The sequence below is a fragment of the Burkholderia sp. CCA53 genome (assembly GCF_001685525.1).
GTDB classification, from domain to species: domain Bacteria; phylum Pseudomonadota; class Gammaproteobacteria; order Burkholderiales; family Burkholderiaceae; genus Burkholderia; species Burkholderia multivorans.
In genome coordinates, this window is sequence record NZ_BDDJ01000001.1 from 2,036,333 (window position 1) to 2,050,869 (window position 14,537).

The following is a 14,537-nucleotide window of genomic DNA, read 5'->3' on the forward strand; positions in this document are numbered from 1 at the left end:
TACGAAAGCAATCAAGTCAACGACGAGACAATGGACTGGAGGACTGAATGGACGGGAATCCGTTTCTGAAGATACAGAGCCTGGGACGGGCGCTGATGCTGCCGATCGCGGTGTTGCCGGTCGCCGGCATCCTGCTGCGGCTCGGGCAGCCGGACGTGTTCAACATCAAGATGATCGCCGATGCCGGCGGCGCGATCTTCGACAACCTGCCGCTCTTGTTCGCGATCGGCGTCGCGGTCGGCTTCGCGAAGGACAACAACGGCGTCGCGGCGCTCGCGGGCGCGATCGGCTATCTGATCGAAACCGCGATCATGAAGGACATCGACCCGAAGCTGAACATGGGTGTGCTGTCCGGCATCATCGCGGGTGTCGTGGCCGGCCTGCTGTACAACCGCTACAAGGACATCAAGCTGCCCGACTACCTCGCGTTCTTCGGCGGCAAGCGGTTCGTGCCCATCATCACAGGGCTCGTATGCGTGGTGCTCGGCATCGTGTTCGGCTACGTGTGGCAGCCGATCCAGCATGCGATCGATGCGGCCGGGCAGTGGCTGACGACGGCGGGCGCGATCGGTGCGTTCGTGTTCGGCTTCCTGAACCGGCTGCTGCTCGTCACGGGGCTGCACCACATCATCAACTCGCTCGCGTGGTTCGTGTTCGGCAACTTCACGCCGCCCGCCGGCGGCGAGATCGTGCACGGCGACCTGCATCGCTTCTTCGCGGGCGATCCGACCGCGGGCACCTTCATGGCCGGCTTCTTCCCGATCATGATGTTCGGCCTGCCGGCCGCATGTCTCGCGATGCTGCACGAAGCGCCGAAGGAGCGCCGCGCGATGGTCGGCGGCCTGCTGTTCTCGATGGCGCTCACGTCGTTCCTCACGGGCGTGACCGAGCCGATCGAATTCAGCTTCATGTTCCTCGCGCCGGTGCTGTACGTGATCCACGCGGTGCTGACGGGGCTGTCGCTCGCGATCTGCCAGATCCTCGGCGTGAAGCTCGGCTTCACGTTCTCGGCCGGCGCGATCGACTACGTGCTGAACTACGGGCTATCGACGAAGGGCTGGATCGCGATTCCGCTCGGCATTGCGTACGGCATCGCGTATTACGCACTGTTCCGCTTCTTCATCCGCACCTTCAACATGGCGACGCCGGGCCGCGAGCCGGCATCGGCCGATGCGGCGAGCGAATCGTATGCGTCCGGCGGCTTCGTCGCGCCGGCGGCCGGCGCTGCGGGCGCTGCGACGGCCGCGGCCGCCGCGCCGCGCGCGCAGCGCTATATCGCGGCGCTCGGCGGTGCGGGCAACCTGAGCGTCGTCGATGCATGCACGACGCGTCTGCGTCTGACCGTCGTCGATCCGGCCAAGGTATCGGAGCCGGAGCTCAAGTCGATCGGTGCGCGCGGCGTGCTCAAGCGCGGCGGCAACAGCGTGCAGGTCATCATCGGGCCCGAGGCCGACATCATCGCGGACGAGATGCGCGCGGCGATCGGCGGCGGCGCAGCAGGCGCGGCCGTGAACGCGACGGCGCCTGCGGGCGCCGTCGCGGAGCCCGCCGCAGGCGCGGCAGCCGGCCCGCTCGATCCGGAGCCCGCACGCTGGCTCGCGGTGTTCGGCGGCGCGACGAACGTCGTGTCGCTCGACGCGATCGCGACCACGCGTTTGCGCGTCGTCGTGCGCGATCCGTCGGCGGTCGATCGCGAGCGCCTCGGCACGCTCGACGTCGCGTGGGTGTCGTCGGACACGCTGCACATCGTCTGCGGCAACGCTGCTGCGCGCTACGCGCAGCAGCTCGGCGCACGCCTGCCGTCGGCCGGCGACGGCGCGGCCGCGCAGCCGGCCTGACGCGACGACGCCGGCCCGCATCCGCATAGCGGATCGGCGGCCGGCCGGCAAAACGGAAACGGCTTGCGATGCGATCGCAAGCCGTTTTGTTTTGGCACGGCGCGCGGCAGCGCCTGACCGCCGCCGCTGCTGTGCGACGTCACTTGCGCGCCACGCGCACCGACGCTTCCTGCTGCTTTTGGCGCGCCTCGAGCCACATCGCGTTGACGATCCCGAACGACAGCGCGACGCCGATCCCGAGAATCCAGCTGAAATACCACATGATCCGACTCCTTGCGAAACGGGGGAGCGGCGCGGCGCGCCTGCGCGCGCCGGCCGCGTTCAATACATCGAGTGCGTGTTCTCGTCGAGCACCTGACGCGTGACCTTGCCGCGCATCACGCGATAGACCCAGCTCGTATAGACTAGGATGATCGGCAGGAACACGATCACGGCGAACAGCATCACGAGCAGCGTCTTCTCGCTCGACGTCGAATCCCAGACGGTCAGGCTGCTCGTCGGGTCCAGCGACGACGGCATGATGAACGGGAACATCGAGAAGCCGGCCGTGAGGATCACGCCGACGATCATCAGGCCCGTGCAGAAGAACGCGGTCTTCTCGCGGCGCGAGCCGGCGAGCAGCGTCGCGAGCAGCCCGCCCGCGATGCCGACGACGGGCGCCGCGATCATCCACGGATAGTCGCGGTAGTTCGCGAGCCACAGCCCGGCGCCGGACGCGACCTCCTTCAGCAGCGGATTGGCGACCGTGTCGGCGGGCGCGGCACGCGTGATGTGAAAGCCGTCGACATAGGCGGCGACCAGCACGCCCGCGAGCGCGAACAGCACGACCGCGACGAACGACGACACGCGCAGCGCGACCGACGCACGGCGCGCGATCACGCCGTCGGTCTTCATCTTGATGAACGCGGCGCCGTGCGCGACGAGCATCGTCAGGCTGACGAGCCCGCAGAGCAGCGCGAACGGATTCAGCAGCGCCCAGAAGCTGCCGTGATAGCTGACGCGCAGATCGGTATCGAAGCGAAACGGCACGCCCTGCAGCAGATTGCCGAACGCGATGCCGAACACGAGCGCCGGCACGAAGCCGCCGATGAACAGGCCCCAGTCCCAGCCTGCGCGCCAGCGCGGGTCCGTGCGCTTGCTGCGATAGTCGAAGCCGACCGGCCGGAAGAACAGCGCGAACAGCACGAGCAGCATCGCGAAGTAGAAGCCGGAGAACGACGCGGCGTAGACGAGCGGCCACGCGGCGAACATTGCGCCGCCGGCCGTGATCAGCCATACCTGGTTGCCTTCCCACGTCGCGCCGACCGTGTTGACGATGATCCGGCGTTCGTCGTCGGTCTTGCCGAGGAACGGCAGCAGCGCGGTCGCGCCCATGTCGAAGCCGTCGGTGACGGCGAAGCCGATCAGCAGCACGCCGACGAGCAGCCACCAGATCAGCTTGAGCGTTGCATAGTCCATAGCGATTCCTTGTGTCGTTGCGGGGGCGTGCTCATGCGGCGGCGTGTTCGCGTGCGGCCGCCTGCTCGTGGTGATAGCGGCCGGTGTGCAGCGACGACGGGCCGAGGCGCGCGTACTTGAACATCAGCGTGATTTCGATCACGAACAGCGCGGTGTAGAACACGATGAACCCGGCCAGGCTCAGGTACAGGTCGGTCGGCGTGAGGCTCGACGCCGACAGATGCGTCGGCAGCACGCCCGCGATCGTCCACGGCTGGCGGCCGAGCTCGGCGACGACCCAGCCGAATTCCGCCGCGAGCCACGGCAGCGGGATCGCCCATACCGCGTAGCGCAGGAACCAGCGGCGGTTGTCCTGCAGCAGCTGGCGGCGCGCGCAGAACCAGAACGCGGCGATGAAGGTCGCGAGGAACAGGAAGCCGAGGAACACCATGATGCGGAACGAGAAGAACACGGGCGCGACCGGCGGAATCGTCTTCTTCGCCGCCGCTTCGATCTGCGCGGGCGTCGCGTCGGTCACGTTCGGCGTGAACTGCTTGAGCATCAGCCCGTAGCCGAGATACTGCTTGTGCTCGTCGAACAGCGCGCGCGTCGCGGCGCTCGTGTCGCCGGCCTTGATCTTCTGCAGCGCACCGTACGCGATCATGCCGCTCTGGATGTGCGCCTCGCTGCGCTTCGCGAGCTCGCGCAGGCCGATCACGGGCTCGTCGATCGAGCGCGTCGCGATCAGGCCGAGCGCATACGGAATCTTGATCGCGTAGTCGGTGCGCTGCGCTTCCTGGTTCGGGATACCGATCAGCGTGAACGACGCCGGCGCCGGCTGAGTTTCCCATTCCGATTCGATTGCGGCGAGCTTCATCTTCTGCACTTCGCCGGTCGTGTAGCCCGATTCGTCGCCGAGCACGATCACGCAGAGCGTGGAGGCGAGGCCGAAGCCGGCCGCGACCGCGAACGAGCGCAGCGCGAAGTCGACGTCGCGCTTTTTCAGCAGATACCACGACGACACGCCGAGCACGAACATCGCGGCCGTCACGTAGCCGGCCGACACCGTGTGCACGAACTTCACCTGCGCGACCGGGTTGAACAGCACGTCGAACAGGCTCGTCAGCTCCATGCGCATCGTCTGGTAGTTGAACTCGGCGCCGACCGGATTGTTCATCCAGCCGTTGGCGACGAGGATCCACAGCGCCGACAGATTCGAGCCGAGCGCGACGAGGAACGTGACGATCAGATGCTGCACTTTCGACAGGCGGTTCCAGCCGAAGAAGAACAGCCCGACGAACGTCGACTCGAGGAAGAACGCCATCAGGCCTTCGACGGCGAGCGGCACGCCGAAGATGTCGCCGACGTAGTGGGAGTAGTACGACCAGTTCGTGCCGAACTGGAATTCGAGCGTGATGCCGGTCGTCACGCCCATCGCGAAGTTGATGCCGAACAGCTTGCCCCAGAACTGCGTCATGTCCTTGTAGACCTGCTTGCCGGTCATCACGTAGACGGATTCCATGATGACGAGCAGCCAGGACAGGCCGAGCGTCAGCGGGACGAACAGGAAGTGGTAGAGCGCCGTGATGCCGAACTGCAGACGTGACAGATCGACGACTTCGCTACTTATCATGGTGGTCTCCCTCGGTAGAAGCGGGTGCCGGTACCGAGAGCAGCTTCTCGGCGACGGCGGCAGGCGGCAGCGACATGTGTTCAGCCTGCGGATGATTGAAGAATGCGTATTTGAGCGACATCAACAGGATCAGCTTGAAGATCAGCACGAGCGTGATGTCGCGGGCGAGGGTCGGGCCGTGCGCCCACGCGACGACGCGCGCGCGCCAGCCGCGCGGCCGGGCCGGTTCCTGATTGATCGAGATCAATGCCGTTTTCCCTGAAACGATTTAAAGCGGTTTTGGCGCGACTTTATGCGGAATATGTGACGGCTGTTAAGCTGTTTTAATCCTTTTGCGCGGGATATGCCAATTTTAAAAGCGCGCATTTGCAATGCCGAGTGCTGCGCTGCGGCAGACCGTCGCGAAGCCAGTGGAAAAACTTGAGGCAGATCAAGGTTTTGCGGAACATGCTCGAGAACGGGCAAATGCACGCGCAAAGCCGAAGCCGTGAATGGGCGAAAAAAAACCGCTGCCGGGTGGCAGCGGTTTTCGGTGATGCGTTCGGGATCGTCGGATTATGCGTATTCGGCGAGTGCCGTGCGCATCTTTTTCATTGCGCTCGCTTCGATCTGGCGGATACGCTCCGCGGAGACGCCGAATTCGGCCGCGAGATCGTGCAGCGTCGAGCCGCCCGAGCCGTCGTCGTCGACGTGCAGCCAGCGCGCCTCGATGATGCGGCGGCTGCGCGCGTCGAGCGCGTCGAGCGCCTGGGCGATGCCGTCCGTCTGCAGCATGTCGCGCTGGCGCGCAGCCAGCACGGCGGTCGGCTCGTTATGCGAATCGGCCAGATAGGCGATCGGCGCGTACGATTCCTCGCCGTCCTCGACTTGCCCTTCGAGCGCGATGTCGCCGCCCGACAGGCGCGTTTCCATCTCGGTCACCTCTTCGCGCTTCACGTTCAGTTCCTGCGCGAGACCGTCGATCTCCTCGGGCGTCATCGCCTGCATGCCTTTCTTGTGGCTGCGCAGGTTGAAGAACAGCTTGCGCTGCGCCTTCGTCGTCGCGACCTTCACCATCCGCCAGTTGCGCAGGATGTACTCGTGGATTTCGGCCTTGATCCAGTGAATCGCGTACGACACCAGGCGCACGTTTTGCGCCGGATCGAAACGCTTCACCGCTTTCATCAGACCGATGTTGCCTTCCTGGATCAGGTCGCCGTGCGGCAGCCCGTAGCCGAGATAGTTGCGCGCGATCGACACGACCAGGCGCAGGTGCGACAACACCAGGCGGCGCGCGGCCTCCAGGTTGTTGTTTTCGCGGTATTCGGTCGCGTACTGGCGTTCCTCTTCGGCGGTCAGCAGCGGAATGCGGTTGACGGCCTGGATGTACGCATCGATGTTGCCAAGCTGACCCGGCAACATCGAATGAGTTGCGAGCGCCAGCGAGCCTGCCGATTCGGCCTTGGCCGGCGTCGGGCTCAGGGTATTCGGGAGGGTCAGGGCGTTGCTCACTAAAAACTCCTTTGGAATCAGGGATGAACCCTGGTCTCGGGTTAGATTCCGAGGCCAATCTTAGCACTCCGTGGAGCCGAGTGCTAATACCTTAGAGGCCGTGCGGACATCGGAGTTCCCGGTTATCTATCAAAATAGTCGAGTCGATAGTCTAGGGTTCGACCGGAGGCGCAGTCGCGAGTTCCGATAGTGGCGGCCGGCGGCCCGAATCGGCAGACGGTTTCGATTTTTGTAGTTTTGGAAGCAAACAATTTCGCTTCGCGATGCCGATCGGAAAAGTCCTTTACCATACCATTCAGTTCGCTCGAGCACGGCCGCGCGGCCGGCTCCATTCAACCCACAAAGTTGGAGTGTCAGATGAACAAGAAGAAGAACCGCCGGCCGCGTAGCCGGATCGTCCTGCATGCCGCGGTCGCGGCCTCCCTGCTCGCCGGATCGGGGCTGGCTTTCGCCGACCGCTGGGGCATCCAGGCGGGCGGCGGCTTCTCGGATCGCCACGGTATCGACAAGGCCGATCTGGCCGTGGTGTGGGATCCCGGCTGGAACTGGTGGGAAATCGGCGGATGGCACTTCGCGTTCGTGCTGGAAGGCCATGTCGGTTACTGGCATACGGGCGGCAACATTCACGGCAATATCGGCGAATTCGGCGCGACGCCGATGTTCCGCTTCATCAAGAGCGCCGGCCAGGTCCGGCCGTTCATCGAGGCCGGCGCCGGCGTGCGGCTGCTCACGCACCCGACGATTTCCGACAACTTCTCGATGTCGACCGCCTTTCAGTTCGCGGACGTCGTCGGCGTCGGCGCGCAATTCGGCGAACGGCAGCAGTATCAGGTCGGCTACCGCTTCCAGCATGTGTCGAACGCGGGTATCAAAGAGCCGAATCCTGGGGTAAATTTCCACCAGTTCTACGTGCAGTACAACTTCTGATCCGCATGCCCGCGCACGGCGTGCGCGTTGCCGAGGAGTCAGGCGATGACGAAGGTGGTCGATGCGATCCGCGCGCTCGAGCGCGATCGGTTCCGGGCGATGGTCGACGGGGACGGCGAGGCGCTCGATGCGCTGCTGTCGGAGAAGGTCTTCTACGTGCACACGAACGGCAAGCGGGAAACGAAGCAGCAGTTCATCGACGCCATTGCCGCCGGCCGCCGCCGCTATCGCCAGATCGAGATTCAGTCGCAGGACGTGCTGCCCGTCGGCGACGGCACCTGCCTCGTCACGGGCCGTGCGCTGATCGAGATGGAAACGAACAACGGCGGCCTCGTGTTCCCGATCGCCTACACGGCGGTCCAGGCACAGGAGCAGGGCCGCTGGCGCCTGCTGGCCTGGCAGGCGACGCGGTGCGCAACCGACACATGAGCGCGCGTCGCGCCCATTTTCATGTATCGACCGAAGCGGCCTTCTGGGCCGCTTTTTGTTGCCCGTGCAGCGCGGATCGCGCGGCGCACGGGCGGTTGCGCACCGCTCGCGCCGAAGGCGAGCGGTCGTGTGCCTTCAGGCGGCCGCGCGCCGGTCCGCGTGCTGCCAGGTGGAGCGATTGATCGCGCTAACGACCGCATCGAGCGCCGCGCACGACGCGTCGGCATGGACGCCGACGCCGTGCCGCAGCGGCGCATCGCCGACGCGGCAGCCGACCGACACGGCGATGCGCCCGTCGGCCGTGCGCACGTGCTCGCACGATACGACGTCGATCGTCGCGCCGGCGGCCGCCGCGAACGCCGCGGCCGCGCGCTGCACGGCCGCTTCGGGCGCCGCGTCGGCCGCGAACGCGCCTGCGATCTCGCGATTCTGCCAGCGCGCGCCGTTGCCGTGCCGCGCGGCCGGGCCGTCGGTTTCGAGGAATTCGCGCGCAAAGAGCGCGCAGATCGCGTCCCCGGTGACTTCGGCGCCCGACGCATCGGCGAGCGTCTGCACCGCGTGGCTGAATTCGATCTGCACGCGGCGCGTCGGCGTAAAGCCCATCCCGCGCTCGAGCAGGTACGTCGCGCCGCCCTTGCCGGACTGGCTGTTCACGCGGATCACCGCGTCGTAGCTGCGGCCGAGATCGGCCGGGTCGATGGGCAGATACGGCACTTCCCACAGCGCGTCCGCGCGTTGCTGCGCGAAGCCCTTGCGGATCGCGTCCTGGTGCGAGCCGGAGAACGCGGTGAAGACGAGGTCGCCTGCGTACGGGTGACGCGGATGCACGGGAATCTGGTTGCAGCGTTCGACGACGCGGCGCACCGCGTCGATGTCGGAGAAGTCGAGGCCCGGATCGATGCCCTGCGTATACAGATTGAGCGCGAGCGTGACGAGATCGACGTTGCCGGTGCGCTCGCCGTTGCCGAACAGGCAGCCCTCGATGCGGTCCGCGCCGGCAAGCAGTGCGAGTTCGGCGGCCGCGACCGCGGTGCCGCGATCGTTGTGCGGATGGACGGACAGCACGATGCTGTCGCGATACGCGAGATTGCGGTCCATCCATTCGATCTGATCGGCGAACACGTTCGGCATCGCGGCTTCGACGGTCGCCGGCAGGTTGACGATCATCTTGTGGTCGCGGGTCGGACGCCACATTTGCGCGACCGCGTCGCACACTTCGCGCGCGAACGTCAGCTCGGTCATGCTGAAGGTTTCCGGCGAATACTGGTAGGTCCATTGCGTGTCCGGGCGTGCCACCGCGTGTTCCTTGATGAGCCGCGTGCCTTCGACCGCGAGCGCCTTCACGTCGTCCTTCGACATCCCGAACACGATGCGGCGGAACGACGGGCAGATCGCGTTGTACAGATGCACGATCGCGCGCGGCACGCCTTCGAGCGCCTCGAACGTGCGGGCGATCAGGTCCTCGCGCGACTGCACGAGCACTTCGATCGTCACGTCGTCGGGGATGCGTTTCTCGTCGATCAGCTTGCGCACGAAATCGAAGTCGGTTTGCGACGCCGACGGAAAACCGACTTCGATCTCCTTGAACCCGATCGCGACCAGCATCTCGAAGAACTCGAGCTTCTGCTCGATGCTCATCGGTTCGATCAGCGACTGGTTGCCGTCGCGCAAGTCGGTGCTCATCCACACCGGCGCCCGCTCGATCGTGCGGGTCGGCCATTTGCGGCCGTTGAGGCGGACGGGTTCGAACGCTCGGTACTTTTCTTGCGGGTTGCGCTTCATCTTCTTGACCTCGGGTCTCAAGTCGCGAGCGAAGACGGACGGCATGAGCGACGGTTGACGCTGCCTCGCACCGTGGCGCGCGATCGCGCTGCGGATGCGGATGATCTTCGCGATTCGACCGACGGATAGACGGACGAAAGCTGACGACTTCGGGTTGTAAAAACTGCGAGAAGGGTGCTGCGAGGAACTGCTGGGAGGGACCGTGCAGACGTCGCACGGCGCTACGACAGCCTTAGGCTAGTCGTAGCGATAGCGGCCGCGCTAGGCGGCCGGAGGTAATTCGGAGGGTGTTCGGGAAGGAACGCATGACGGCAACTCTATGCCAGGATGCGGGCGCGTGTCAAATGGGCGCGAGCGGGCCGGCGCGCCGCGGCAGCGCCGACGCCTTCGCTCAGCCCGCGGTGCGGGCGATCCGCACGATCGTCGCGACCTGGCGCGCGACCGTGTCGGGTACCGGAATCTCGCCTCGCAGGACGGCGTCGGTCCAGGCGGCCGTCGTTTCCGCGTCGCGCGATTCGGGCAGCGCGACGGGCGGCGCGTCGGCCGACGAGCGTTCCGGCTCGATGAGCGTGTCGCAGACGCCGTCGTGCAGCCAGTCGACCTGCACCTGGCGCCGCGTATCCGCGACGGCTTCGCCCTCGGTGCCGCGTGCGAGCAGCGCGCCGCCGAGCGCGGCGTCCGGATGCGCGGCGAACAGCTCGACGAGACTGTCGCGATACGGCGGATGCGTGTAGTTGACGAGCCGCAGCCCGGCCGGCGCGAACGGCTGCAGCAGCTTCACGAGCGTGTGCGTCGAATTGCGCACGCCGAGCACGGCGCGCATCGACAGCAGCCGCGCGATGCGCGGCGCGAGCGTGTCGATCGGCGCGAATGCGACGCGGCGCTCGGCGAGCGTATCCTCGATCGCGTCGTGCGACCTCGACGGAGCGATCGACAGCGCCGCGAAGATCTCCGCACTCGTCACGCGGCCCGGATCCTGCGCGACGCCGTGTACGAGCACCGGTACGCCTTCGCGCGCAAGCAGCAGCGCGAGCAGCGGCACGAGGTTCGGCTGCTTGCGTGCGCCGTTGTAGCTCGGGATCGAGACGGGCCGGAACGCCGCGTCCCGTACGTGCACGGGCTCGAACGACGCCTGTGCGGCGGCCAGCATCGCGGCCAGTTCGTCGGCGGTTTCGCCTTTCAGCCGATAGGCGATCAGGATCGCGCCGAGTTCGACGTCGGACACGCGCGCATCGAGCATCGCGCGATACAGCTCGAACGTGTCGGCGGCCGACAGCGCGCGCGCGCCGTGCGGGCCGCGGCCGATTTCCTTGATGAAGCGGGCGCAGGGGAACGGGGCGGCGGAGTCGTGGGCAGCGGTCATCGGGCATGGGGCGCGCGGCCGGCAGCGCGCCGCGCGGAATTCGTAACGGATGCACCGAGTATCGCACGGGCGCGCTCGCGTACGCACCGGCTGCGCACGGCGCTACACTCTGGTTCCCCGGCGGCGCGCCTGCGCATGCCTCGGCCGAATACGACATCAAGAGAGACGACCCATGAAGCTCTACAGCTATTTCCGCAGTTCCGCTTCGTACCGCGTGCGGATCGCGCTGAACCTGAAGCGGCTGCCGTACGACTACGTGCCCGTGCACATGCTGCGCGACGGCGGACAGCAACTGAAGGACGAGTATCGCGCGCTGAACCCCGACGCGCTCGTGCCGACGCTCGTCGACGGCGACGCGACGCTGCAGCAGTCGCTCGCGATCGTCGAGTATCTCGACGAAACGCATCCGGAGCCCGCGCTGCTGCCGAAGGCGCCCGTCGATCGAGCGTACGTGCGTGCGATCGCGCTGCAGATCGCATGCGAGATCCATCCGCTCGATAACCTGCGCGTGCTGAAGTACCTGAAGCACACGCTGCAGGTATCCGAGGACGCGAAGAACGCGTGGTACCGGCACTGGATCGAGTCGGGCTTCGCGTCGCTCGAAACGCGCCTCGCGAACGATCCGCGCACCGGCAAGCTCTGCTTCGGCGATACGCCGACGCTCGCCGACATCTGCCTCGTGCCGCAGGTGTTCAACGCGAACCGCTTCTCGATCGACACGACGCGCTATCCGACGATCCAGCGCATTGCCGATTACGCGTCGACGCTCGACGCGTTCAAGGCGGCCGAACCGGGCGTGCAGCCGGACGCCGAGTGACGCGCAGGCGCCGCACCAACGAAAAAGGCGCCCGAAGGCGCCTCGTGCGATGCGGTGCGGCGAACGACGATCAGCCGAGCAGCGCGTCCGCGAATTCCTCGGCGCTGAACGGCTGCAGATCCTCGACCTTTTCGCCGACGCCGATGAAGTACACGGGCACCGGCCGCTGCCGCGCGATCGCGGCGAGAATCCCGCCCTTCGCGGTGCCGTCGAGCTTCGTGACGATGAGGCCCGTCAGGCCGAGCGCATCGTCGAATGCCTTCACCTGCGTGAGCGCGTTCTGACCGGTGTTCGCATCGATCACGAGCAGCACTTCGTGCGGCGCGCCGTCGTGTGCCTTCGCGATCACGCGCTTCACCTTCTTCAGCTCTTCCATGAGGTGAAGCTGCGTCGGCAGGCGGCCGGCCGTGTCGGCCATCATCACGTCGATCTTGCGCGCGCGCGCGGCGCTGACCGCGTCGAAGATCACCGCGGCCGGGTCGCCGCTTTCCTGCTGCACGACGGTCACGTTGTTGCGTTCGCCCCAGACCGTCAGCTGTTCGCGCGCCGCGGCGCGGAACGTATCGCCCGCGGCGAGCAGCACCGACTGGTCGAAGCTCTGCAGATGCTTCGCGAGCTTGCCGATGCTGGTCGTCTTGCCGGCGCCGTTTACGCCCGCGATCATCATCACGAGCGGCTGCGCACGGCCGAGCACGAGCGACTTCTCGAGCGGCGTCAGCAGCTCGACGAGCAGGTCGCGCAGCGCGCTCTTCACCTGCTGCGGGTCGGTCAGGCGGCCCACCCGCACCTTTTCGCGCAGCGCGCCGAGCAGGTACTCGGTCGCGTCGACGCCCGCATCGGACATCAGCAGCGCGGTTTCGAGCTCCTCGTACAGCGCGTCGTCGATCTTCGTGTTCACGAATACGCCGGTGATGCTCGAGCCCGTTTTCGCGAGGCCCGTCTTCAGGCGCGCGAGCCATGATTTCTTCGCCGATGCATCCTGCACGGGCGGCGGCACGATTTCGACGGTCTCGACGACTTCGTCGCGGCCGTTGTCGCTCGGCGTGACCGTCATTACGACGGCGGGCGCGGCCGGTTCGGCAGGCGCAGGTGCAGGCGGAACGTCGGCGTCGTGCGCGTCGGACGGGGCGTCGGGTTGCGGCGCGTCGGCCGGCTGCGATTCCGCGGAGCCGGGCTCCTGCGTTTTCTTGAATCGTTTGAAGAAGCTGAACATGGTCTGACGTCGGGAAGAGGGCGGGCCGCCGCGAGCCGCGGGGCGCCGGGCAGCCGCCGGCGCTCGCGGAGCGCCGCGCAACGCGGCCGAAACGCCGCATTTTATCAGGCGCGGCGACGCGCTCGCGTCAGCACGCGCCGCCGCTGTGGTAACGTGCGCCTGTTTGCCGGCATGCCGGTGCGCATGCCCGTTCCCCCGTCCCGATATTCCTGTATGTCCCGTTCCTCTTCCGGCCGCTCCACGGCCTCGTCGGCTCGCGGCAAGCCGCATACGATCCGCATCATCGGCGGCGACTGGAAACGCACGCCGCTCGCGGTGCTCGACCTCGACGGCCTGCGTCCGACGCCCGATCGCGTGCGCGAGACACTGTTCAACTGGCTCGGCCAGGATCTCGAAGGCCAGCGCTGTCTGGACCTGTTCGCGGGCACCGGCGCGCTCGGTTTCGAAGCCGCGTCGCGCGGCGCGGCGAACGTCGTGATGGTCGAACGCCATCCGCGCGCGGCGCAGCAGCTGCGTGCGATCAAGGACAAGCTGGGCGCGCGCACGGTCGAGATTGCCGAGGCCGATGCGCTGCGGCTCGCGGCCGGCCTCGCGCCGCGCTCGTTCGACGTCGTGTTCCTCGATCCGCCGTTCGGCGATGCGGCCGCGCTCGCGCGCGCGATCGCGCTGACCGCGCCGCTCGTCGCCGACGGCGGCGCACTGTACGTCGAGTCCGGCGCCGAGCTCGACCTTTCCGCACACGACGCGCTCGCGGGCTGGCAGGTCGCGAAACACGGCAAGGCCGGCGCGGTCCACTATCATTTGCTGCGGCGCGAAAATGATGAATAATGCGCGTTCCAAAAGAGGCGGCGCGCCCGAACGGCGACGCACGTCCATCTGTGCAGTGGCGTGCACGTCGCACCGCTGCTTCCCCGTTTGCGTGATGACAGGAGGAGCGACATGGTAGTCGCCGTGTATCCCGGTACGTTCGATCCGCTGACGCGCGGCCACGAAGACCTCGTGCGGCGCGCGTCGAGCATTTTTGACACGCTGGTCGTCGGCGTCGCCGACAGTCGCGCGAAAAAGCCGTTCTTCTCGCTCGAAGAACGTCTGAAGATTGCGAACGAGGTGCTCGGCCATTACCCGAACGTGAAGGTGATGGGCTTCAAGGGCCTGCTGAAGGACTTCGTGCGCACGAACAACGCGCGCGTGATCGTGCGCGGGCTGCGCGCGGTGTCGGATTTCGAATACGAGTTCCAGATGGCCGGGATGAACCGCTATCTGCTGCCCGACGTCGAGACGATGTTCATGACGCCGTCCGATCAATATCAATTCATTTCGGGCACGATCGTGCGTGAAATCGCGCAGTTGGGCGGCGATGTCAGCAAGTTCGTGTTCCCGTCCGTCGAGAAGTGGCTGACCGAGAAGGTCGCCGCGATGGGCGGCCCCGCCGCTTGATGCAGGCTGGCCGATTTCGTCGCGAGATCGGCCGGTACTAACTGCCGCCGGCGCTGGTGCATTCGGCTCGGTGCATCGGCGTTTACAGCGTCATCCGGATGCCTTCAGGCCTGAGCGCCGCCCTATCGGACACTCGGCATCGTCGGCCGTCATGTCTTGTCATGCCGCGG

The 14,537-nt window shown here is 66.5% G+C and carries 14 protein-coding genes; 6 read left to right on the plus strand and 8 right to left on the minus strand.

The genetic code is table 11. The features are described from left to right. Positions 1–47: 47 nt before the first annotated feature. Positions 48–1,838 carry an N-acetylglucosamine-specific PTS transporter subunit IIBC gene (gene nagE, locus BCR55_RS09475; protein WP_053296814.1) on the plus strand — a complete coding sequence of 597 codons (1,791 nt, stop codon included), beginning with the start codon at positions 48–50 and terminating at the stop codon, positions 1,836–1,838. Between the two features lie 139 nt (positions 1,839–1,977). Here nagE and cydX read toward each other — a convergent pair whose 3' ends face one another. The 5 genes from cydX to rpoH all read right to left on the minus strand — a co-directional run bounded on the left by cydX (position 1,978) and on the right by rpoH (position 6,399). Next, positions 1,978–2,100 carry a cytochrome bd-I oxidase subunit CydX gene (cydX, locus tag BCR55_RS09480; protein WP_006406646.1) on the minus strand — a complete coding sequence of 41 codons (123 nt, stop codon included), beginning with the start codon at positions 2,098–2,100 and terminating at the stop codon, positions 1,978–1,980. A 59-nt stretch (positions 2,101–2,159) separates the two neighbouring features. Next, positions 2,160–3,296, minus strand: a complete 1,137-nt coding sequence (gene cydB / locus BCR55_RS09485) for a cytochrome d ubiquinol oxidase subunit II (RefSeq protein WP_053296815.1) — start codon at positions 3,294–3,296, stop codon at positions 2,160–2,162. A gap of 31 nt (positions 3,297–3,327) precedes the next feature. After that, entirely contained in the window at positions 3,328–4,908 is a 1,581-nt protein-coding gene (locus BCR55_RS09490; RefSeq protein ID WP_006406644.1) for a cytochrome ubiquinol oxidase subunit I, read from the minus strand. Continuing rightward, complete coding sequence (cydP, locus tag BCR55_RS09495) at positions 4,898–5,155, minus strand: cytochrome oxidase putative small subunit CydP (protein ID WP_053296816.1); 258 nt, start codon at positions 5,153–5,155, stop codon at positions 4,898–4,900. The genes BCR55_RS09490 and cydP overlap by 11 nt, the downstream gene beginning before the upstream one ends. A gap of 308 nt (positions 5,156–5,463) precedes the next feature. Further along, positions 5,464–6,399, minus strand: coding sequence for an RNA polymerase sigma factor RpoH (gene rpoH, locus BCR55_RS09500; protein WP_006406641.1), 936 nt, complete (start codon positions 6,397–6,399; stop codon positions 5,464–5,466). 357 nt (positions 6,400–6,756) lie between these two features. Between rpoH and BCR55_RS09505 the strand changes: the two genes are divergently transcribed. Beyond that, positions 6,757–7,326 (plus strand): acyloxyacyl hydrolase, encoded by a 570-nt coding sequence (locus BCR55_RS09505; RefSeq protein ID WP_006406639.1) that lies wholly within the window; start codon positions 6,757–6,759, stop codon positions 7,324–7,326. 45 nt (positions 7,327–7,371) lie between these two features. Further along, positions 7,372–7,755, plus strand: coding sequence for a nuclear transport factor 2 family protein (locus BCR55_RS09510; RefSeq protein WP_006398232.1), 384 nt, complete (start codon positions 7,372–7,374; stop codon positions 7,753–7,755). A 135-nt stretch (positions 7,756–7,890) separates the two neighbouring features. On the opposite strand, the gene leuA is transcribed toward BCR55_RS09510, so the two are convergent. Beyond that, positions 7,891–9,537, minus strand: coding sequence for a 2-isopropylmalate synthase (leuA, locus tag BCR55_RS09515; protein WP_053296817.1), 1,647 nt, complete (start codon positions 9,535–9,537; stop codon positions 7,891–7,893). Between the two features lie 391 nt (positions 9,538–9,928). Then, on the minus strand, positions 9,929–10,900 hold the full coding sequence (gene ybiB, locus BCR55_RS09520; protein WP_053296818.1) for a DNA-binding protein YbiB: 972 nt from the start codon (positions 10,898–10,900) through the stop codon (positions 9,929–9,931). A 172-nt stretch (positions 10,901–11,072) separates the two neighbouring features. Between ybiB and maiA the strand changes: the two genes are divergently transcribed. Next, complete coding sequence (maiA, locus tag BCR55_RS09525) at positions 11,073–11,717, plus strand: maleylacetoacetate isomerase (protein WP_053296819.1); 645 nt, start codon at positions 11,073–11,075, stop codon at positions 11,715–11,717. A gap of 70 nt (positions 11,718–11,787) precedes the next feature. On the opposite strand, the gene ftsY is transcribed toward maiA, so the two are convergent. Then, complete coding sequence (gene ftsY, locus BCR55_RS09530; RefSeq protein ID WP_006416170.1) at positions 11,788–12,930, minus strand: signal recognition particle-docking protein FtsY; 1,143 nt, start codon at positions 12,928–12,930, stop codon at positions 11,788–11,790. 213 nt (positions 12,931–13,143) lie between these two features. On the opposite strand from ftsY, the gene rsmD reads away from it, so the two are divergent. Together rsmD and coaD are read left to right on the plus strand one after the other, a co-directional pair. Beyond that, a complete protein-coding gene (gene rsmD, locus BCR55_RS09535) occupies positions 13,144–13,758 on the plus strand; it encodes a 16S rRNA (guanine(966)-N(2))-methyltransferase RsmD (protein ID WP_053296820.1) in 615 nt (204 codons plus the stop codon). Positions 13,759–13,869: 111 nt separating this feature from the next. Further along, positions 13,870–14,367, plus strand: a complete 498-nt coding sequence (gene coaD / locus BCR55_RS09540; RefSeq protein WP_006398238.1) for a pantetheine-phosphate adenylyltransferase — start codon at positions 13,870–13,872, stop codon at positions 14,365–14,367. The last annotated feature ends 170 nt before the right edge of the window (positions 14,368–14,537 follow it).

Excerpts from the sequence above, each read along its gene's own strand:
- cydX (WP_006406646.1), bottom strand. The coding sequence starts at position 2,100 with ATGTGGTATTTCAGCTGGATTCTCGGGATCGGCGTCGCGCTGTCGTTC.
- cydB (WP_053296815.1), bottom strand. The coding sequence starts at position 3,296 with ATGGACTATGCAACGCTCAAGCTGATCTGGTGGCTGCTCGTCGGCGTG.
- rsmD (WP_053296820.1), top strand. The coding sequence starts at position 13,144 with ATGTCCCGTTCCTCTTCCGGCCGCTCCACGGCCTCGTCGGCTCGCGGC.
- BCR55_RS09510 (WP_006398232.1), top strand. The coding sequence starts at position 7,372 with ATGACGAAGGTGGTCGATGCGATCCGCGCGCTCGAGCGCGATCGGTTC.
- BCR55_RS09505 (WP_006406639.1), top strand. The coding sequence starts at position 6,757 with ATGAACAAGAAGAAGAACCGCCGGCCGCGTAGCCGGATCGTCCTGCAT.
- maiA (WP_053296819.1), top strand. The coding sequence starts at position 11,073 with ATGAAGCTCTACAGCTATTTCCGCAGTTCCGCTTCGTACCGCGTGCGG.
- nagE (WP_053296814.1), top strand. The coding sequence starts at position 48 with ATGGACGGGAATCCGTTTCTGAAGATACAGAGCCTGGGACGGGCGCTG.
- coaD (WP_006398238.1), top strand. The coding sequence starts at position 13,870 with ATGGTAGTCGCCGTGTATCCCGGTACGTTCGATCCGCTGACGCGCGGC.
- leuA (WP_053296817.1), bottom strand. The coding sequence starts at position 9,537 with ATGAAGCGCAACCCGCAAGAAAAGTACCGAGCGTTCGAACCCGTCCGC.
- ftsY (WP_006416170.1), bottom strand. The coding sequence starts at position 12,930 with ATGTTCAGCTTCTTCAAACGATTCAAGAAAACGCAGGAGCCCGGCTCC.
- BCR55_RS09490 (WP_006406644.1), bottom strand. The coding sequence starts at position 4,908 with ATGATAAGTAGCGAAGTCGTCGATCTGTCACGTCTGCAGTTCGGCATC.
- ybiB (WP_053296818.1), bottom strand. The coding sequence starts at position 10,900 with ATGACCGCTGCCCACGACTCCGCCGCCCCGTTCCCCTGCGCCCGCTTC.